The following is a 20612-nucleotide window of genomic DNA, read 5'->3' on the forward strand; positions in this document are numbered from 1 at the left end:
TGGATAGAGACTTTTCCAAAGAGACCACCCTGCTTTTTTCAATTTCAGAAAACAGAATCAAATCCAGCAGAAGTTTCTTTTGATAGTCTACATGAGAGTTCCAATTACACAACATTAATATAGCCTCCAAAACCAGTGTTATGGCAATTAATACCATACGCTGTGGTTTTCAAATTTTTGGAAGCTAATGTCAAGGTGTACAGTAACCATATATGGTTACTACTGGTAAATGTTGTTGGAAAATTTAAAGTAAAAAACTGGAGAATGTTAGAGGTGCGAGAAGAAAATTGCATCTTAAAACATAGAGCTCGAAAGCTATTGGAGTTTTCGAGAGTATTAAAATAATTTAACGGAGGTATTTTACATGTTTAAGGTCATTGAAGGGTTAAAGTATTCAAAGGAGCACGAATGGGTGAAGGTTGAAGGAGACAGGGCATATATGGGAATTACCGACTATGCCCAGAAATCCCTTGGAGAAATAGTATATGTAGAGCTGCCTGAAAAAGGTACGGTGCTGGCAGAGGGGGATACTCTGGGAGTTGTAGAGTCGGTAAAGGCAGCCTCCGATATCTACACGCCCGTTTCAGGAACGGTGGCCGATATCAATGAAGAACTTCTGGACAGTCCGGGTAATGTAAATACAAATCCCTACGAAAGCTGGATTGCTGTTATAGAACTCGGGAATTTAAATGAGCTTGACACTTTGATGGGGGCAGGAGAATATGAAAAATTCTGTGAAGAGGAGGAAGGCTGATGCGTTATATACCCAATACTGCGGGGCAAAGAGCGGAAATGCTGGAGGATATGGGTATTGGTTCGGTAGAAGAGCTTTTTTCGGGCATTCCCCACAGTCTGAGACTGAACAGAAGCCTCGGGCTGCCCGATGCTCTTTCGGAAATTGAACTTATGGCCCATATGAGGGAGCTGGCGGGGAAAAATGCAGATGCCGACGGATATACCTGCTTTCTGGGAGCAGGAGCCTATGATCATTATATACCCAGCGTGGTCAGGCACCTGACTTCAAGGCAGGAATTTTACACCGCCTATACCCCATATCAGCCTGAAATCAGTCAGGGCACCCTGCAGGCAATATTTGAGTATCAGACAATGATAAAGGAACTCACGGGAATGGAGGTGGCCAATGCCTCCATGTACGACGGGGCCACAGCTGCCGCGGAGGCAGCGGCAATGGCTTGCGGAGCCACAAAAAGGAATGGCATCCTGACGGCATATTCGGTGCAGCCTGAAACCAGAGAGGTTTTGAAAACATATTCAAGGTTTAGAGGAACAACCCTGAATATCTTTGGGTACAAGGACGGCAGGATCGACAGAGATGACCTGGAGGCCAAACTTACCGGGGATACTGCGGCAGTGATAATTCAAACGCCCAATTTTTTCGGCATAGTGGAGGATTATGCCGGCCTGGCCGAGCTGCTGCATAAAAGAGGAACACTTCTCATAGTCATATGTGATCCTATATCACTGGCCCTCTTCAAAGCTCCCGGAGAATTGGGAGCGGATATTGCCGTTGGGGACGGGCAATGTCTTGGGAATGCAATGAATTTCGGAGGACCTTCCCTTGGCTTTTTTGCAACTACGGCACAGCTGATGAGAAAAATGCCAGGCAGAATAGTGGGAGAAACCACCGATAAAAACGGCAAAAGGGGATTTGTACTGACGCTCCAGACCAGAGAGCAGCATATCAGAAGGGAAAAGGCCACATCAAATATCTGCTCAAATCAGGCCTTGAATGCTCTTAATGCAACAATATACCTGTCGGTAATGGGGAAGGAAGGTCTTAAAAAGGTGGCACTGCTCTGTGCCGGAAAAGCGGCCTATGCCCGTGAAAAGCTCATGAAGACGGGCTGCTTTAAGCCTGTTTTCAACGCTCCGGTTTTTAAGGAGTTTATTCTGGAGTACAAGGGAAATGTAGGCGGGCTCAATGAAAAGCTCATGAAGGAGAAAATAATAGGCGGCCTGGAAGCCGGCTTATTCTATAAGGAACTTGAAAACACCTGGCTTGTGGCTGTAACCGAGAAGAGGTCCAGGAAAGAAATAGACATTCTGGCAGGAAAGGTGGGTTTATAGTATGCATCAAGACATATCCCTGATTTTCGAGAAAAGCATTCCGGGCAGAGAGGCCTTCTCACTCCCCGAATGTGATGTTCCCCTGAAGGATATAAATGAGCTTTACCCGGCCGAACTGCTGAGGGAAAAGCCTGCAAATCTGCCTGAGGTCAGTGAGGTAGATGTAATAAGACATTTTACGGCTCTTTCAAAGAGAAATCACGGCGTTGATTCAGGCTTTTATCCCCTGGGTTCGTGCACAATGAAATACAACCCCAAGATAAATGAGGATGCGGCAGCTTTACCGGGCTTTGAAAAAATCCATCCCTACCAGGACCCCAAAAGCGTCCAGGGGGCATTGGAGCTGATGTACAATATGGATGTGATGCTTTCTGAGATAACGGGGATGGACAGAGTAGTACTGCAGCCCGCTGCCGGAGCCCACGGAGAGCTGGCAGGCCTTATGATAATCAAGGCTTATCATGAACACAGACAGGATTTAAAAAGAAAAAAAATCGTCATACCCGATACGGCCCATGGGACAAATCCTGCCTCTGCAGCAGTAGCCGGGTTTGATGTGCTGGAGGTAAAGTCTGCGGCTGACGGCGGAGTTGATCTGGAGAGCCTGAAGAATGCCATGAGTGATGAGGTTGCAGGCTTAATGCTCACCAATCCCAATACACTTGGGCTTTTTGACAGGAATATCGGACTGATAGCCGACATTGTTCATCAGGCCGGGGGCTTGCTGTATTACGACGGGGCCAATGCCAACGCCATCCTCGGAATATCAAGACCCGGAGATATGGGTTTTGATGTGGTGCATCTCAACCTCCATAAGACCTTCAGTACGCCTCACGGGGGAGGGGGCCCGGGTTCGGGACCCGTGGGAGTCAAGAAGCAGCTGATTGATTTTTTGCCGGGACCCCTTGTGGAAAAAGGGAAGGATGGGTTTTGCCTTGACCATGAAAGGCCGTTATCCATCGGGAGAATGAAGAGTTTTTACGGCAATTTCGGAATTGTGGTCAGGGCATATGCCTATATATTGACCATGGGGGCAAAAGGACTTAGGGAAGTTTCGGAAACTGCTGTTTTAAATGCGAACTATATTATGGCCAAACTCAAAGCTTATTACAACCTGCCCTATGATACTGCCTGCATGCACGAGGTGGTATTCTCGGGACAGAGACAGAAGGAGCTTGGTGTGTCGACCCTTGATATTGCAAAGAGACTGCTTGATTTCGGCTATCACCCCCCGACGATATACTTTCCGCTCATAGTTAAGGAATGTATGATGATAGAGCCCACAGAGACCGAAAGCAAGGAAACCCTGGATGAATTTATTGCCGCAATGGTACAGATCGCCGGGGAGGCTGAAAATGATCCCGGACTGGTCCGGGGAGCCCCGTATTCTACGGCGGTGGCCAGGCTGGATGAAGCAAAGGCCGCAAGAAATCCTGTCTTAAGTTATGTACCGCTTTGCGGCTGTGATATATAAATTGGGGTATGGCGAAAAATGTATTTACGGGTACAGGTGTACTTTTAAACCTGTTTTCCGGTAATATGGGTGAAATGGAGGCCAATATGGAAAAAGACATAGTTATTTTGGGAGGGGGCCCGGGAGGATATAATGCCGCTATAAGGGCCGCCCAGCTGGGAGCAAAGGCAGCACTTGTTGAGATGGAGAAGCTGGGGGGCACCTGTCTGAATAAAGGCTGTATCCCCACAAAAGCACTATACCGGAGTGCTCAGCTCATACGGGACATTAAGGCTTCCTCCGGATTTGGAATTGACGTTGACGGATTTTCCGTAAACATTAAAAAAATGCTTGAGAAAAAGCAGGATATGGTTGGCAGGCTGACCGACGGAATAAGACAGCTGCTTAAAGCCAATGGGGTAGAAGTTGTAAACGGCTGGGGCAGGCTAGTTGACAGAAATACGGTGGAGGTCACCTGCAAGGATGAAAAAATACTGATAAGGGGTACAGGTATCCTCATTGCCACAGGGTCCAGCCCTGCAATGCTTCCCATAGAAGGTGCCGGGCTGCCGGGTGTCATGGCCAGTGACCAGCTCCTTAACCTGGAGAGGGTGCCTGAATCTGTAGTAATAGTGGGGGGCGGAGTTATAGGCATTGAGTTTGCCGGAATTCTCAACCAGATGGGGTCAAGGGTTACCGTATTAGAGTATTTGCCCGGCATTCTGAACGGGTTTGACGGAGAAATAAGCAAAAGGCTTGCCATGTTCCTTAAAAAATCCGGTATAGCCCTGGAAACAGGAGCAAAGGTGACCGGATTTGAGAAAACGGGAGACCGAATCAGGGTTAATTATGAGAGCAAAAACGGAGCAGTTTCTGCCGAGGCTGAGAATGTATTGATTTCAACCGGTAGAAGGCCTAATGTGAAGAATATAGGCCTTGAAAAAGTCGGAATAGAGTTCGATGACGGAGGAATCAGAACCGGAGAGGCAGGGGTCACAAATCTGCCCGGCATATATGCGGCCGGAGATGTTACCGGAGGTATCATGCTTGCGCATGTTGCGGCAGAAGAGGGGAAAAGGGCCGTTGAAAAGCTGCTGGGATGCTCTGATCAGGCTTCAATTGAACCGGTGCCGGCCTGTGTTTTTTCATTTCCCGAGACGGCTTCGGCAGGACTTACCGAGGAAGAGGCAAAAAGCAGGGGAATACCGTACAATACCGGCAAGTTCATGTTTGGGGCAAATGGAAAGGCAATGACACTGGGCGAGGAGGAGGGCTTTATAAAAGTCCTGACGGCCGCAGACTCCGAGGAGGTAATAGGAGTGCATATTTTAGGGCCTCATGCCGGGGAGCTCATTGAAGAAGGGGTGCTGGCAATAAGGAACAGGCTTACCGTAAACAGCATTGCTGCTACCGTTCACCCGCATCCGTCACTGTCCGAAGCCTTTTATGAGGCAGTGCTGGCAAGTACCGGCAGAGCTGTGCATGCCGCTCCCAAAAAGTCGCCGGGGAAGGGTATATAGCTTAAAAAAATTAAAATACAGTAATAATTTGACGCGCAGCTCCACGATAATTTCATTACTATTTGCGCCAAAAGTTGGCTGGAGGTTGGTATGGGTAAATTAAACATAGTCAAGCTTGGGAAAATTGAATATTCATCTGCATTGGAAATACAGGAGAGCACACTGGCAATGCGTCAGAGGAACGAGATAGAGGATACCCTGCTGCTCCTGGAACATCCTCCTGTGCTCACCCTGGGCAAAAGAGGGGAATACCGGAATATTCTCCTCTCCCGGGAGGAACTGCTGCAAAGAGGAGTGAAGGTTTTTGAAGTAAACCGGGGCGGAGATGTTACCTATCACGGTCCGGGACAGCTTGTGGGTTATCCCGTTGTAGACCTTAAAGACCGGAATAAAAGCATTAAGGATTATGTTTATAAAATTGAGGATGTATTTATTTCTCTGCTGAAGGAGGAATACGGTATTGAAGCCCGCCGGGACGAAAGGGAATATACCGGGGTATGGGTTGGAAATTCAAAGATAACTGCAATAGGTGTGGCAGTGAAGAAGTGGGTTACAATGCACGGTTTTGCTTTTAATGTAAATACAAGCCTGGAGCATTTCAGCTGGATAAATCCCTGCGGAATAACCGACAGGGGTGTTACCTCCCTTCAAAAGCTTGTGGGACATGAGTTGGATATGGAAAGCATGTATGAACTTGTAATAAAGTATTTCTGCCGTACTTTTGGATATGGAACCCTTGAAAGACCAAAACCGGAGGAACTGATGAAGAAGGAGGGTGCGCCCCATGTATCAGAGGAAGCCAGAATGGCTTAAGATAAAGACCATAGGCGGGAAAAACAGAACCCAGGTGGAAAAGTTACTGGAAAATCTCTCACTTAACACGGTGTGCAAAGAGGCCGCCTGTCCAAATATCATGGAATGCTTCAGCAGAAAAACCGCAACCTTTATGATTCTGGGGAATCACTGTACAAGGAATTGTACGTTCTGCAATGTGGAAAAGGGCACGGCCATGGAAATAGACAGGAAGGAACCTGAAAAAATTGCAGAGGCTGCGGGGACACTGGGATTAAAGCATGTGGTCATCACATCTGTTACAAGGGATGATCTTCCTGATGGAGGAGCAGGGCATTTTGCCTCTGTTATTGAAAAGGTGAGAAGCAGCTGTAAAGGGATAACAATAGAGGTTCTCATTCCTGACTTTAAAGGGGATGAGGCAGCCCTGGACAAAGTTGTTTCGGCAGCGCCCGATATTATTAACCACAATATTGAGACTGTCCATAGACTTTACCCGGAAGTCAGGCCTCAGGCAGATTACAGCAGATCCCTCCGGCTTTTGAGAAATGTGAAGGAAAGAGACAGCCGGATATACACCAAGTCGGGGATCATGGTGGGGCTGGGAGAAAAGCCGGAAGAAGTGACCGGGGTTTTCAGGGATCTGAGGGAATATGGCTGTGATATTCTCACAATAGGGCAATATATTGCACCATCCCTGAAGCATCATCCGGTTGTGGAATTTGTTACACCCGAAATGTTTGAAAAGTATAAGGCTTCGGCTTACAGGCTGGGCTTCAGCCATGTTACGTCGGGACCACTTGTCAGAAGCTCCTATCATGCCGATAATGCGCTGGATAGTCTTATAGAAAGATAGATTTACAGGAGCCTGCAAAATACTGTGAAGTTTGGAATAAGGAAACAAGCCATAAAATGTAAAAGCCGGGAGCGCAGCGCTGCCCGGCTTTTTAGCGTACTTGCAATTGACTCTCAGGTGCCGCTGCCGTAAAGATTTGCTTTAAAATCAGCGAATGGGATTAAATAATGCAGGATTGAGCAAACCTATAAAAATTCCTCCTAAAACCGAGCGGTGCTGGAACTCCCTCTGCAATCCGTCAAGAGTGCCGTAAAAGTCGGTAAAAGGTGTCCGTATGGAGGTTTCATTTACGAAATCCCATAAGGGACTGATCATATTGACAAAATCTTCTTTTGATGAAGCAAGTGATGCCGCCCAGACCAGCCAGTCCGATTTTGTAAAAGCCCGTCTTGAATCCAGCGGAGTTCCGTATTTGTTTTGCTTTTTCAGGTAATACGCAACTTCTTTTTCTCTGATTTTATCATCAAACAGATTCAATCCCAGCAATTTATCCCAGACCAGGTTGTATTTTAAACTCCATGAGCCGGCAGTATCAAAGGCAAGCTTGTAATGATCCTCTTCGGAGGCCATTACCTCCCATTTTATAGCCATTTCTCCGGCTTTTTGCATGTATTCCGAACTTTCAGCCTTCCTCCCCATTTGACTGAGCAGCAAAGCGTAACACCCTATGCCGATTATTGCCTTAATGGACAGGTTGGTGTTGTGTGCAAGCTTGCCTGCAAAGTCATCGGTACAGAGCTGTTCACCCGGATCCATCCCGTATTCCAGAAGGTAATTGGCCCATTTCTCAAGGAGGTCCATATTTTCCCGTGCCAGCTGGAAATCATCCCGGACAAGGGAAACGGCAGCCGTCATTATGAGCATATTGCCGCATTCCTCCAAAGGCATCTGATAGGTATCTATGAGTTTTTTACCGTCATGACTGTACTTCTGACCGTTTGCCAGCGGATATGTGCCTATGTCATGGGGCGCAAAGTCAAAAATCCACTCCTCTTTGCGGGAATACTCAAAAATGGGCCTCAGCATTCCTTCAACCAACTCGGGATTGTACAGCAGAAACATGGGAATTGAGGGGTAGCTCACATCGACTGTAGCCATACATCCGTTGCTGAAGCACTCCTTGGATATAAACAGAATTTCACCTTTTTCATCCAGGACCAGCTTGTGTGCCGCAATTACCTGTCTGTAGGAGAGGGCAAGGAGCTGTGCATACTTTTCTCCGCCGGCCCGTGTGGCGGCCATAATGACCTTTTCATCGAATTGGGCACACCTGGCAATGATTTTATCAAAACCTGATACTGCCTGGGCAATTATATCCTGTACCGTAAGTCCATCCTTTTTCCAGTATGCTTTTAAAGGTCTGTTAAAATATTCGATTGAAAATACATCATCATATGCCAGAAGGACAAACCGGTTTCCAGGGTGTTCGCCGACTGTTCCAAAATCCAGAACGGTGCCTATTACCGGCATGCTGTCGCTGACTTTCCCCGGGATGCAGCTTTCGCTGTCCCTCTTCACTGTGCCTGTTCCGGCAAATTCTTTTCTTACGGTATACGGTTTCATAAAGGAGGAGGTGCTGCTGCCGGGAACAGCCAGATATAAGTGGCCCCAGTCGATTCTGAGATCGTCTCCCGAGCGGTTCAGGACTTTTTGTTCTTCAGTGCCCATCCTTAATATTTCAATATCAGCATGCCTTTCACCCGACCATACTACTTTTTGATCGGCGGTATTCACACACCATTCTCCTGTGACATCAAAATAAATTTTTACCTGGTGAGTGCGGTTATCGGTTGAATAAACTGAAAAATTTATATAGGACGCAGGCCTGGAAAGGAGCTGCAGATCATCGGGCAGCAGGGGAGTGGTAAATTTAACCGTCAGACCGACACCTGCCGCTTCAAAAACATATGTTGTCGTAAGGGGACTGACCGACAGGGATTTTTGCTCCATACCGTCGGGGTCTGCTTTGGTTTCATAGAGTTTGGCGCCGGGCTCCAGTCTACCCATGAACTTCCACACTTTTCCGTCAATATTGATCATTCCTACCATTCCGTTGGGCGCTGTAGTCCAATGTCTGGTGTGGTCGTACATAAGATTGTCCGACATGGACCATACGCTGAAATATGGATCAACTGTCACAAGAGGAACAGCAGCCGGTCTGAAATTATTTTTCATAGCAAATACCTCCACATACACAAAGTTTATTAATTGTATTATAATGATAATAAATAGAGCTATAAATGCATAAAATGATCAAATAAGTGAGGTATATTAACATTAAAGAAGAAATAGTAAGTTTGCCGTTAAATGATAACGACAACTGCCTGTTCCATATAGAAATGGCCGGTATATCATATTGTGACGGAACCTACAAAATCAAGAGGACAAATTCAAGTGTTTATGTATTTGAATTTATTCTAAGCGGTCAGGGGACGGTAGTGTACAATTCAGAAATATTTCACCCCGCGGCTGGTGATATATACATACTGCATCGGGGGAGCAATCATGTCTATTATTCAGACAGGGAGGATCCATGGGTCAAGATCTGGTTCAATGCCAGGGGACGCCTGATAAAACATTTGATCGATGCCTATGAACTGGGCAGTGTCAATCACATTGAAGGGCTCAATCTGGAGCTGCTGTTCAATGAAATGTACCGGGTCATACAATCAAAAAAGGGCGGCAGTGAAGAGCTGCTGTCCAGAGCTGCCGTCCTGTTCCATGAAATAATCCAGCAAATACACCTGTGGGTAAACCAGAATAAAGCTGTAAAAAACAGCGAGGCCTCCAAAATAAAACATTTTTTGGATTTGCATCTGGAGGACGATATCAGCCTTCAGGATCTGGGCAGGCAAATATTCAGATCCCCGGCCCAGGTAATACGCCTGTTTAAACGAGAATTCGGCAAGACCCCCTATGAATATCTGCTGGAAAAGAGGATTCAAACTGCTAAACTGCTGCTGAAGAATACAAATTTAATGGTAAAGGAAATTGCATTTAAGTTGAATTTTACCGATGAACACTATTTTTCAAACAGGTTTAAGGCAAAGACGGGTATGTCCCCTAAAAAATTCAGGCAAATGAAATAAAACCTCCGAATATATTCCACCATTTATAAAAGAGTGGAATATATGTGACATTTGATTTATGATATTATAAATCCGGTATGATTTATGATTGCACACTTCGTGTTCCGGCAACTCCACATTGTCATAAATAATTTATTTGTTAAAATCTATGCTTGATTTCTTTGGAGGTTGAATACAGTGTCAAATAGAATCCTGGTTGTAGATGATGAACCGATTCACAGGGACGGACTTATAGCAATGATTGGAAAACTCAGGCCTGCTGCCGAAATAATTCCGGCAAACAACGGCAGGGAGGCATTGGATATTGTAAACGGCAGGGATATAGATATAACCATTACAGATATAAGAATGCCGGTCAAGGATGGGTTGTCCTTCCTTGAGGAGATTCACGGCAATATATTATCCAAAATGCAAGTGATCATGCTGAGCGGATATGCGGACTTTGAATATGCGCACAGGGCCATCAGCCTTGGAGCTTTTGACTATATACTCAAGCCTGTTAATGAAGCAAAGGTTGATGAATTGTTAACCAGGGCCGAAAAGAAAATTGATGAAGCCAAAAGAGCTGAAGAGGAGAGCAAGCTCTATAGCATTTCATTTCCGGTTTATCTGGAATACCAGTTGAATAAATATGTAAAGGGCCGTTTGAAAAAAGCCGAATGCCAGGAGCTTCTGGAATTATTCGAGCAATATAAAACTGGCTTTGTCATAACGACAAAAATAAAAAACTACAGCCGTTTCAACAGTGACGAAACAGATTCCTGCAGAGCCGACATTAAATATCTCTTAAAGACCGCTTTGGACCCGGTTTTCCATTCCATATCGTTTTTTGACCAGGACAATGAGAATATTATGGTTACTATTTTGACAAAGGAAGACAGAACCGTCTCAAATAGAATTGAGGATATGTTGATTTCCAACCTATTGGACCTATTGGAGCCTTTTGCCCGACAGCTGAAAGAACAATTCAGTTTAGACATAACAATAGGAATAGGCAGCAGGTTCAATATTGATTCACAGAGCATAATAAACTCATATATGGATTCCGTAAAGACGGTAAATTACGCTTTTTTCTTTGAAAATTCCACAATACTGGCTTCGGGGCAGATTGAGCCTGTGCGGTTCTCAAACGCCTTTGGCAAATATGTTGAAGAGAACGAAATGTACGATGCAATAAAGAAAATCGATTACATGACGGCGTCGGCCGCCCTTGGGAATATTCTGAAAAGATTTACCCGGGAGCAGTTTGCCGATCCCGAAAGTCTCAAGGAAATAGTAGTTTTTATTTTATATAATTCCTCCAGATTATGTCAAAGTTTTATAAGAGAGGATGAATATAGTTTATTAATCAATTCAATAAAGGAAGACATACATAGAGTACAGAGCTTTACCGGGCTGCAGGCACTGGCCGATGATTATTTGAAAAAAATTGTTGACATAATGGGTTCCAACAAAGCTTTGAGGTACGAAAAAATATTTGTTGACTGTAAGGAATATATTAATAAGCATTACATGGAGGATTTGAAATTGGATGATCTGGCTGATAAATTTAATTTCAATTCAAATTATTTCAGCACCTTGTTTAAAAATTATTCCAATATGAATCTGTCGGAATATATTTTCAGCGTCCGTATGAAAAAAGCAAAGGAGTATCTGAAAAATAACAGGCTGAAGATATATGAAATATCAGAAAAGATAGGATACAAGGATGTGAAATACTTTATAAGGGTCTTTAAGAAAACATATGGAATGTCTCCGGATGAGTTCAGAAAATTCGTTGCAAACAAATTGCTGTAGATACAGGTGAACTTTGATATCTAACCTTGGAGAAGCAAGCTTATGAAAAATATAATATTCAGAATCAAAAGTATTAAATTCAAAACGAAATTGATTATTTCATATATACTGCTTTTGACTATCAGCGTACTTGTTTTTGAGGTACACTACTATACCTCAAGTCTTAATTTCACCTCGGAGCTTACGACAAAAAATACATATGAAATCATTAAAAGCAAAAACAACATATTGGATATCAAGTTATCAAAAATAGAGGAGAACAGCCTGGCTTTAATAAGAAACAGTGAACTTTTTGAGATATTCAATGACATAAACACGAATAAAAGCAATGTACTGTCCATGGACAGAAAGGTAACCCGGATAATCAATGATAATTTTTCTCTTATTAACTATGTATACGGCGCTCAAATAGCTACCTCCTATTTTATTTTCGGAAATAATTTTACAATGCTGGATGGGGAAAGTTATGTAAAGTCAAAATTGTACAGGGATACCGTGAATTTAAACGGTAAGATGAACTGGGAACCCACATATAACTATTTGTCAATGTTTGGACATGATGAGCTGAAGGAATTTGACTTTGAGGTTCAAAATGTTTTCTCCGCGTCCAGAGTCATAAATAGTTTTTATATAGATGAGAGCCTGTTGAAGGTACTTGATGACAGCGTTGAAAAACCCATCCTTACCATTTATTTTAAAGAGGATTTTATAGACGAAATCTTCCGGGACTCCATACCCATAAAGGGAGCTAAATACTATATCATTGACAGCAGGGGAAACATAGTGTCGGATAACGATAAGGAACTGATCGGAAGCACATATGAACCGGAGTGGCTGGATGAGGTATTTGCGAAGAAAACCGGGACCATGAATATCAATAATACCCTTATATGTTTCGATCAATCGACAGTGACCGACTGGATGACTGTTGCGGAAATACCTACGGCCGAAATAGCAAGTACTTTTGTACCGTCGATTGTCTACTCCATAATTACGTTGTCAACTATTTTTATCATTACGGCCATAGTTCTCTCTCTGGTAATTTCCGCCATGATAACAAGACCCATCAACAGGCTGACAAAGGCTATGAAAAATATGGCCAAAGGTGATTTCAGAGGTATAGTACCAATTGACTCGGCAGACGAATTTGGTTATCTGGTTCTCAAATTCAATGAAATGAGGGAACAGATAGAGAATTTGATTGAAGAGAACTACGCTGTGAAAATCAGAGAGAAGGAAACTCAGATAATGGCTCTTAACCTGCAGCTGAACCCGCACTTCCTCTATAATACGCTGAATATAATCAATTGGATGGCCATTAAGGAAGGGAACGATAAAATAAGCGATATCATAATGAATTTATGCCATATGCTGGTCTACACCGTTAAAAACAAACAGGACATGGTAAGTTTCAAGGATGATCTGCACTGGCTGCAATGCTATGTTTTTATAATGTCAGCCAGGTATACCGACAAATTTTCGGTGGAATACAATATTGCTGAGGAGTTGAACCTTACAAAGGTTCCCAAGCTGTTTCTGCAGCCCTTTGTGGAGAATGCAATCATACATGGATTTGAAGATATTGTGCAGGGTGGAAGAATTAAAATAGAGGGATTGTCGAAAGACGGCATAAGCTGCTTCAGGGTAATTGACAACGGAAAAGGTATGAGTACCGATACTGTGAGTTATGCCGGCCAAAGAACTTCCGATTCAATAGGTATTTCAAATGTTGATCAGAGGATAAAGCTGCTGTTTGGAAGTGAGTACGGGGTGAATATCACATCTGTCATAGGGAGCGGAACACAGGTTGAGATCACACTGCCGTTAATTTAACGAAATGTGCTGATTAAATTAAATCTTTGAGATAGAATCCACCATTCGGTAAATGTTAGAATTCTATGGTGGATTTTTTGCAGCTATAATAAAAATGTCATCGATGATCAGATTATTAATAATTTGGAGGGACATTCAATGAAAAATTATTCTAAAATAACAGCAGTCATTTTAACAAGCCTGATGTTAGCGACTGCTCTGTTTGGCTGCGGAAACAGTTCGGATACCGTTAGCAGTGACACCACGTCGGGCGGCACCGCATCAGAGGTGTCTTCGGGTACTCAGCAGGCTCAGAAGAAAGAACCCAAGGAACCTGTGGAAATTGTCTATACCTGCTGGGGTTCGGCTACCGAAAAGAAAGCCACCGAAGCCACCATTGCAAAATTTGAGCAGGAAAACAGCTGGATCAAAGTAAAAACAATGGTTATACCCAATGCCAACTATGACACCAAAATAACCACAATGGTTGCGGCTAATGAACCCCTTGATATCTCACAGCTGGAATCGGCCACCATAGCATATCCTCTTGCCGAGCAGGGGAAACTGATGAATTTGAAAACAATAGCCGAAAATTCTGAAACACCGTTGTCCGATTTCGTACCCGAGGATTTATTCTATCTCGATAAAGACACAATAATTGGAGTGGGAAACGGGCTTGAGGTTTTTAATCTTTTCTATAACAAGGACATGATACAGGCTGCGGGCGTAGAGACTCCTCCAACCGATCCCGGAAAGGCCTGGACCTGGGACCGGTTTGTGGAAACCGCTAAAAAGCTTACAGTGGACAAAAATGGTAAAAACGCTCTGGATCCGTCCTTTGACCCCAAAAAGATCGTCCAGTACGGTATATCCTTTCCTAAATGGTGGGGGCTGTGGGGTAACTTTATCTATTCAAATGGAGGGGATTACGTAACGCAGGACGGCAAGTTCGGGCTGAGCCAGCCGGAGGCCGTGGAAGCACTTCAAAAACTGGCGGATTTGATCAATGTTCACCATGTGGCTCCGACTCCTACTGCCGAGAAGGGACTGCCGGGGACTGAAATTGCCCTTCAGACAAAAAAAGTGGCAATGGCAATAGATGGCCAGTGGGTGCATCTGCCTATAGATTCCGCAAAATTTAACTTTGGCAGCGGAGTATTGCCGAAAATGAAGGAACTGAAAACTCAAGCTGTTACAGGGATGCTCTCCATTTATGCCAATACCAAAAATCCGGAAGCAAGCTGGAAGCTGGCAACCTATCTGGTTGACCCGGGACAGGATATTACACTTTACAAAAACGGCAATCTGATGCCTGTTACAAAACCATGGCTTACCGAAAAGGATAAGCTGGACCAGTGGACCACCAATACTACCGCACGCCCCGACGGATATGTCCAGGGAATTGTAGGCATGCTTCTGAATTACAGTGTTCCAACTCCTACAGGTACGGTCAAAAATTTCAATAAAATAATAGATATTGTAAATCCCGCTCTTGACAAGGTATGGCTTGGACAGCAGACTGCCCAAGAGGCAATGAAGGCCGCAGAGACCAAAGCCCAGCCGCTGGTGCAGGGTAAGAGAGAACGCTGATATAAGGTGATATAAATAGTGAGATTTATTGAGCAAATGGCCGGTTAGCATGTCTATCGGTCATTGCTCAACTAATTTAGGAGAATATTACAATGACGACAGACTATGAAACCCATATTAAATCCGGAAGAAGGATAAAAAGTGACGCTATACATGGAATATTGTTTACCGCTCCTGCAATAACAGGATTTATTGCCTTAACCTTGATACCTATGATCGTAAGCCTGTTTCTCAGCTTCACCGATTACAGCGGCTTCAACATGCCCAAATTTACAGGCCTGGCAAATTATCAAAAGATGTTTTCGGGAGAGGATCTGTTTTTCTATAAATCCTTAAAGGCGACGGCATATTATACATTGCTCAGTGTACCTGCATCCATCATATTCTCATTCGCTATTGCGCTGTTATTGAATAGCGATATAAAGTTCAGAGCATTCTTCAGAACGGTATTTTACATACCGACTATCGTACCGGCGGTAGCAACGGCAGTAATATGGCTGTGGATATTAAATCCCGATTTCGGACTGGTCAACACCCTTTTAATGAAATTGGGGCTTCCGGTAAGCTCATGGCTCTTTGATGAAAAAAGTGTAATTCCCACAATAGTACTTATCGGACTCTGGGGTACCGGAGGAACTATGGTGATATTTCTTGCAGGGCTCCAGGACATACCGAAGCATTATTACGAAGCTATTGATGTCGATGGGGGAAATTCATTTCATAAGTTATTCAACATTACCATACCGTTAATGACCCCAACAATTTTTTTTAATGCCATTATGGCCATTATAGGCTCATTCCAGATTTTTACGCAGGCATACATAATGACTAACGGCGGACCAAATGATGCAAGTTTATTCTTTGTATTTTACTTGTACCGTGAGGCGTTTCAAAGATCCAATATGGGATATGCATCTGCCCTTGCATGGATTCTGTTTATTATAATTGTTGTATTTTCAGCCATTATTTTAAAAACACAAAACAAGTGGGTATATTATGAGGGGGAGAAAGCCTGAATATGAAAAAGACTGTTGGAAATATTTCAGTATACATTATTTTATGCGGTTTGGGGATAACCTTCATACTGCCGCTGGTGTGGATGATCAGAAGTTCATTTATGGACATTGCTCAGATTTTTATCCTGCCTCCCGAATGGATTCCAAATCCCTTCACACTGAATAATTATATTGAAGCTGCAACAATGGCTCCGTTTGGATTATATGCGCTCAATACCGTAATAATTTTGGTGTTTGGCACATTTGGCACAATACTCACAGCTACAATGGCCGCCTTTGGATTCTCAAGACTGAAATGGAAGGGGCGGGATTTGGTTTTCAGTGTTATACTCAGCGGAATGATGCTGCCGGGCGTGGTTACACTGATACCCCAATTTATTGGCTGGAAGACACTGGGGTTCTATAACACGTTTGTTCCGCTGATTGTTCCAAGTTTTCTGGGAGGAGGGGCTTTTAACATATTCCTGTTCAGGCAATTCTTTATGTCAATACCAGCCGAACTTGATGAAGCGGCTGTGATGGACGGTGCTTCATATGCAAGTATTTATTCCCGGATAATCCTTCCCCTGAGTAAATCGGCTATAGTAGTGGTTGCTATATTCTCATTCATGTTTCATTGGAATGATTTTTTTAATCCTCTGATATATTTGAGCGACGATACAAAGTACACACTTGCAATCGGCCTGCAGCAGCTGCAGGGGCAATATGTGTCGGCCTGGCATATAATAATGGCCGCTTCTACAATAGTGGTCCTGCCCTGCCTGGTGGTATTTATGTTTGGGCAGAAATACATACTTGAAGGTATAGTGATGACGGGAATCAAATCCTGAGAAAATTTAACCGACGGCAATATATGAATTTAGATGTTACAGACTACCAGGTACAAGTGATTTTTTTATCTTTTCCTGATATAATTATCTTATATTTATATGGAGGAATATAATTCATGCTGCTTGAGAATGGTTTGGAAAATTGCAACTGCAAAAAGAAAGCCTGTCCCCGCCATGGCAAATGTAAAGAGTGTGTGGAGTATCATACGGTCAATCCCAAATACCTGCCTTATTGCAAACGGGAAAAGACGGGTCTCATAAAATTGTTCAAAAGCTAGTATTAATTATATGTACTCAATTCAGGAAGGGGAAATTATGTATGAAAGTATTGGCTATCAACGGAAGTCCGCATAAGAACGGATGTACATATACAGCTATAAGGCTGATGGCCGAACAGCTTGAAAAGGAAGGCATTGAAGTCGAGATACTTCATGTGGGAAATCAGATCATCAGAGGCTGTACAGCCTGTAATTCCTGTTCAAGGTCTGCCGACAAAAAGTGTATTTTCAATGATGACATAGTAAATGAAGTTATCGAAAAAACAAAAGAGATAGATGGGATAATCATAGGTTCACCCGTTTATTATTCGGGCATTGCAGGAACGATGAAATCCTTCCTGGACAGATTGTTCTATTCGGGAGCACATCTGCAGTACAAGGTGGGAACGGCCCTGGTTTCATTAAGGCGTTCCGGCGGTGTGGATACCTTCCATCAGATGAACAACTACTTTAACCTTGCCAATGTTATAACAACACCTTCACATTACTGGAATGTGATCCACGGTTCAAATGCCGAGGAGGTAATGCAGGACCGGGAAGGCGTGCAAATCATGCAGACACTGGGTCAGAAAATGGCCTGGCTGATGAAATCCCTTGAATACAGCAGGGAGCATGTAGCACTGCCCCAGATAGAAAAGCGTGTTTGGACCAATTTTATACGATAGAGGAAAATAGGAGCAAACAATAAAGGCATTGCCGGAGTCCGGCAGTGCCTTTGCTCTAAGTCTTTTTAATAAATTCCAGCTTGCATTTGGGGCAGGTAATGCGTATCTTGCCTTTTCCTTTGGGAACCCGGACTTCCTGCTTGCAGCCGGGGCATTTAAAGTAGCTGTGGGTTTTATGGGCGCTTATTCTGCTGCGTTTCTTGTAAAACCAGCCTGCGACCGGATTCCACAGCTTTAAAAAAGCAGTGTTTTCCTTTCTCCTCATAATATGATTTTTAGAAAGCGCTCTGAACAGAAACACAAGGAAGGGAACATAAACTAAATAATTCAATATGCCGACCGGAAAAATATAAAATATTATGGAGAGTAAAAAAGAAAGAAACAGCAGTCCCACCGACAGCTGATCAACTCCGTACCTACCCAGCATAAACCTTCTGAACCAATTCATAAACCGCCCTCCGAAACTTAAGTATAGTATTTAAAGTATTTAAAAAAATTATTGAACCCGGTGTAATTATACTCATTCAAACCAGCTATTAATACATTTTATTTAATTTTAGTTTTGCTGCAACAAAATTTCAAGACTACTTTAAAAAATTCATAATAAATTCATAGATATTGATATCAAGTATAATAACTTTAATAAGGTTTAAATTCTTGAATTTTATACCGAAGTATGTTAAAATATTATCAATATAACGGATTGACTGATACACAAGCCATTCCGCCCATTCCAAGTTCAAAGCCAACAGGCTGAGAGCGAAGAATAATTATAATCAATCGTTCTGATTTGCATGAGGGTTAGTCCCGAATGGTAAGACGGTGCTATTAGACAGCTTCTTGAGGCGTTTTTCAGTGTGTGATTTCATATAAGGATCATGTGAAATTCTCAACGTTGCATGCCTGGAAGCAGGAATTGAAAGCAGCCCTGTGCCATTCCGGACACAGGTTTTTTTGTTGTCCGCAGGCAAATGGCGTCAATCGGTACGAAAGGTTAATACTGTCATATTTTTGGTATTTGAACAAAAAGGAGGCATGTTTATGGAAACCAGAATTGCATTAATAGGTATTATTGTAGATGATGTTTCATCCACCGACAAGCTCAACAGCATACTGCACGATTTCGGCAAATACATAATAGGCAGAATGGGAATTCCATACCGGGAAAAGGCTGTATGTATAATAAGCATTGTTGTAGATGCACCCAATGATGTAATCAGCTCGCTTTCAGGTAAACTGGGAATGGTTCCCGGTGTCAATATAAAAACCGTATATTCCAAGGTTTAGTCTTTATTTTATTATTAATTGTCGCTGCATGCAGCGGATTGGAGTTTGTATGTATAACAGTAAATCAAATATGGCAACAGAATTTATTGATGATGAAGAAATTCTGGCAACGCTTGAATTTGCAAGCCGGAACAGGGAAAACAGAGTTTTGCTGGAGGAAATTCTGGAAAAGGCGGGACAGTTTAAAGGACTTAGTTACAGGGATGCCGCCGTGCTTCTTGAATGTGAGCTGGAGGATATAAAAAACAGGGTGTTTTCGCTGGCAGAACATATAAAGAAAAAATTCTACGGAAACCGTATAGTAATGTTTGCTCCGCTTTATCTTTCAAATTACTGTATAAATGAGTGCCGCTACTGTCCCTACCACGGTTCCAACAGGCATATTGCACGAAGGCAGTTATCCCAGGAGGATATAGTAAAGGAAGTTATAGCTCTCCAGGATATGGGGCATAAGCGCCTGGCTCTGGAAACAGGTGAAGATCCCGAAAACTGTCCTATCGAATATGTTCTTGAGAGCATAAAAACCATTTACAGCATCAAGCATAAAAATGGAGCCATCAGAAGGGTCAATGTGAATATTGCCGCCACGACAGCCGAGAACTACAAAAAGCTTAAGGAGGCGGGAATAGGCACTTATATCCTGTTCCAGGAAACCTACCACAAGCCGACCTATGAGTACCTTCATCCAAAAGGACCCAAGCACAATTACGCATATCATACCGAGGCCATGGACAGAGCCATGGAAGCAGGGATTGATGACGTTGGGCTGGGCGTATTGTTCGGGTTAAATCTTTACAAGTATGATTTTGTCGGCTTGCTGATGCATGCCAGGCATCTTGAGGATGCAAGGGGCGTTGGTCCTCATACCATAAGTGTTCCGAGAATACGGCCTGCCGATGACGTGGACCTCAATGAATACTCCAACGCCATTCCTGATGAGATATTTGAAAAAATCGTAGCAATACTCCGTATTGCCGTACCATACACAGGAATTATCATGTCTACCAGGGAATCGGAAAAGACCCGTGCGGAATGTCTCAAACTGGGTGTTTCCCAAATCAGCGGAGGCTCATCCACCAGTGTGGGAGGCTATGTGGAAAAGGAAGAGGAAAATACCGCCCAATTTGAAGTCAACGACACCAGGACACTGGATGAAATCGTCAACTGGCTCATAAAGCTGGGGTATCTTCCAAGCTTCTGCACTGCCTGCTACCGTGAGGGGAGGACCGGAGACAGGTTTATGAGACTTGTAAAAAGCGGTGCCATAGCAAATGTCTGTCAGCCTAACGCCTTGATGACTCTAAAGGAATACCTTGAGGATTACGCCTCCGAAGATACCAAAAACCACGGCGAGAGGATGATAATGGACGAGGTTGAAACTTTGAGGAATCCTGATGTGAAAAGGATAGTCAGGGAGCATTTGAGCGAGCTTAAAGAAGGCAAGAGAGATTTCAGATTTTAAGTATTGCAGTGAACAAATTTCATTACAGTTTTGTGGCCGCTATGCGGCTCAAAGCCATAAATGGCTTAGGAGGTTAA

18 protein-coding genes are annotated in these 20612 nt (G+C 43.5%); 16 read left to right on the plus strand and 2 right to left on the minus strand.

What is annotated here, in order from left to right; all coding sequences use genetic code 11:
• Window positions 1-364 precede the first annotated feature (364 nt).
• The 6 genes from gcvH (at window position 365) to lipA (ending at window position 6709) form a co-directional block, all read left to right on the plus strand.
• Window positions 365-754 (plus strand): glycine cleavage system protein GcvH, encoded by a 390-nt coding sequence (gene gcvH, locus T344_RS0115190; RefSeq protein ID WP_027629428.1) that lies wholly within the window; start codon window positions 365-367, stop codon window positions 752-754.
• Window positions 751-2088 (plus strand): aminomethyl-transferring glycine dehydrogenase subunit GcvPA, encoded by a 1338-nt coding sequence (gene gcvPA / locus T344_RS0115195; protein ID WP_117407513.1) that lies wholly within the window; start codon window positions 751-753, stop codon window positions 2086-2088. The genes gcvH and gcvPA overlap by 4 nt, the downstream gene beginning before the upstream one ends.
• 1 nt (window position 2089) lies before the next feature.
• Window positions 2090-3562: an aminomethyl-transferring glycine dehydrogenase subunit GcvPB gene (gene gcvPB, locus T344_RS0115200; protein WP_027629430.1), complete on the plus strand. Its 1473-nt coding sequence runs from the start codon at window positions 2090-2092 to the stop codon at window positions 3560-3562.
• Between the two features lie 86 nt (window positions 3563-3648).
• Window positions 3649-5061 carry a dihydrolipoyl dehydrogenase gene (lpdA, locus tag T344_RS0115205; RefSeq protein WP_027629431.1) on the plus strand — a complete coding sequence of 471 codons (1413 nt, stop codon included), beginning with the start codon at window positions 3649-3651 and terminating at the stop codon, window positions 5059-5061.
• A gap of 90 nt (window positions 5062-5151) precedes the next feature.
• Window positions 5152-5874 carry a lipoyl(octanoyl) transferase LipB gene (gene lipB / locus T344_RS0115210; protein ID WP_027629432.1) on the plus strand — a complete coding sequence of 241 codons (723 nt, stop codon included), beginning with the start codon at window positions 5152-5154 and terminating at the stop codon, window positions 5872-5874.
• Window positions 5846-6709 (plus strand): lipoyl synthase, encoded by an 864-nt coding sequence (gene lipA / locus T344_RS0115215; RefSeq protein ID WP_027629433.1) that lies wholly within the window; start codon window positions 5846-5848, stop codon window positions 6707-6709. The genes lipB and lipA overlap by 29 nt, the downstream gene beginning before the upstream one ends.
• Window positions 6710-6856: 147 nt before the next feature.
• On the opposite strand, the gene T344_RS0115220 is transcribed toward lipA, so the two are convergent.
• Window positions 6857-8884, minus strand: coding sequence for a glutaminase family protein (locus T344_RS0115220; RefSeq protein WP_027629434.1), 2028 nt, complete (start codon window positions 8882-8884; stop codon window positions 6857-6859).
• Between the two features lie 122 nt (window positions 8885-9006).
• On the opposite strand from T344_RS0115220, the gene T344_RS0115225 reads away from it, so the two are divergent.
• The 8 genes from T344_RS0115225 to T344_RS0115260 all read left to right on the plus strand — a co-directional run bounded on the left by T344_RS0115225 (window position 9007) and on the right by T344_RS0115260 (window position 17786).
• Window positions 9007-9798, plus strand: a complete 792-nt coding sequence (locus tag T344_RS0115225) for an AraC family transcriptional regulator (RefSeq protein ID WP_027629435.1) — start codon at window positions 9007-9009, stop codon at window positions 9796-9798.
• Between the two features lie 177 nt (window positions 9799-9975).
• A complete protein-coding gene (locus tag T344_RS0115230) occupies window positions 9976-11595 on the plus strand; it encodes a response regulator transcription factor (RefSeq protein ID WP_027629436.1) in 1620 nt (539 codons plus the stop codon).
• A 42-nt stretch (window positions 11596-11637) separates the two neighbouring features.
• Window positions 11638-13428 carry a cache domain-containing sensor histidine kinase gene (locus T344_RS0115235; protein ID WP_027629437.1) on the plus strand — a complete coding sequence of 597 codons (1791 nt, stop codon included), beginning with the start codon at window positions 11638-11640 and terminating at the stop codon, window positions 13426-13428.
• 138 nt (window positions 13429-13566) lie between these two features.
• Window positions 13567-14997: an ABC transporter substrate-binding protein gene (locus T344_RS0115240; protein WP_027629438.1), complete on the plus strand. Its 1431-nt coding sequence runs from the start codon at window positions 13567-13569 to the stop codon at window positions 14995-14997.
• A 92-nt stretch (window positions 14998-15089) separates the two neighbouring features.
• Window positions 15090-16013: a carbohydrate ABC transporter permease gene (locus T344_RS0115245; RefSeq protein WP_051571924.1), complete on the plus strand. Its 924-nt coding sequence runs from the start codon at window positions 15090-15092 to the stop codon at window positions 16011-16013.
• Window positions 16014-16015: 2 nt separating this feature from the next.
• Window positions 16016-16843, plus strand: a complete 828-nt coding sequence (locus T344_RS0115250; protein ID WP_027629440.1) for a carbohydrate ABC transporter permease — start codon at window positions 16016-16018, stop codon at window positions 16841-16843.
• A 116-nt stretch (window positions 16844-16959) separates the two neighbouring features.
• The gene (locus T344_RS31250; RefSeq protein WP_169738703.1) at window positions 16960-17121 is read left to right on the plus strand and encodes a hypothetical protein; all 162 of its coding nucleotides are present in this window, start codon (window positions 16960-16962) and stop codon (window positions 17119-17121) included.
• Window positions 17122-17162: 41 nt separating this feature from the next.
• Window positions 17163-17786: a flavodoxin family protein gene (locus T344_RS0115260; RefSeq protein WP_004628748.1), complete on the plus strand. Its 624-nt coding sequence runs from the start codon at window positions 17163-17165 to the stop codon at window positions 17784-17786.
• Window positions 17787-17841: 55 nt separating this feature from the next.
• Here the strand turns inward: T344_RS0115260 and T344_RS0115265 are convergent, their stop codons facing one another.
• On the minus strand, window positions 17842-18234 hold the full coding sequence (locus tag T344_RS0115265) for a hypothetical protein (RefSeq protein ID WP_004628793.1): 393 nt from the start codon (window positions 18232-18234) through the stop codon (window positions 17842-17844).
• Between the two features lie 593 nt (window positions 18235-18827).
• On the opposite strand from T344_RS0115265, the gene T344_RS0115275 reads away from it, so the two are divergent.
• Together T344_RS0115275 and hydG are read left to right on the plus strand one after the other, a co-directional pair.
• Window positions 18828-19073, plus strand: coding sequence for a TM1266 family iron-only hydrogenase system putative regulator (locus tag T344_RS0115275; protein ID WP_004628883.1), 246 nt, complete (start codon window positions 18828-18830; stop codon window positions 19071-19073).
• A gap of 49 nt (window positions 19074-19122) precedes the next feature.
• On the plus strand, window positions 19123-20535 hold the full coding sequence (hydG, locus tag T344_RS0115280; RefSeq protein WP_027629441.1) for a [FeFe] hydrogenase H-cluster radical SAM maturase HydG: 1413 nt from the start codon (window positions 19123-19125) through the stop codon (window positions 20533-20535).
• Window positions 20536-20612 lie beyond the last annotated feature (77 nt).

Origin of the sequence: Ruminiclostridium cellobioparum DSM 1351 = ATCC 15832 (assembly GCF_000621505.1) — a bacterium.
GTDB classification, from domain to species: domain Bacteria; phylum Bacillota; class Clostridia; order Acetivibrionales; family DSM-1351; genus Ruminiclostridium; species Ruminiclostridium cellobioparum.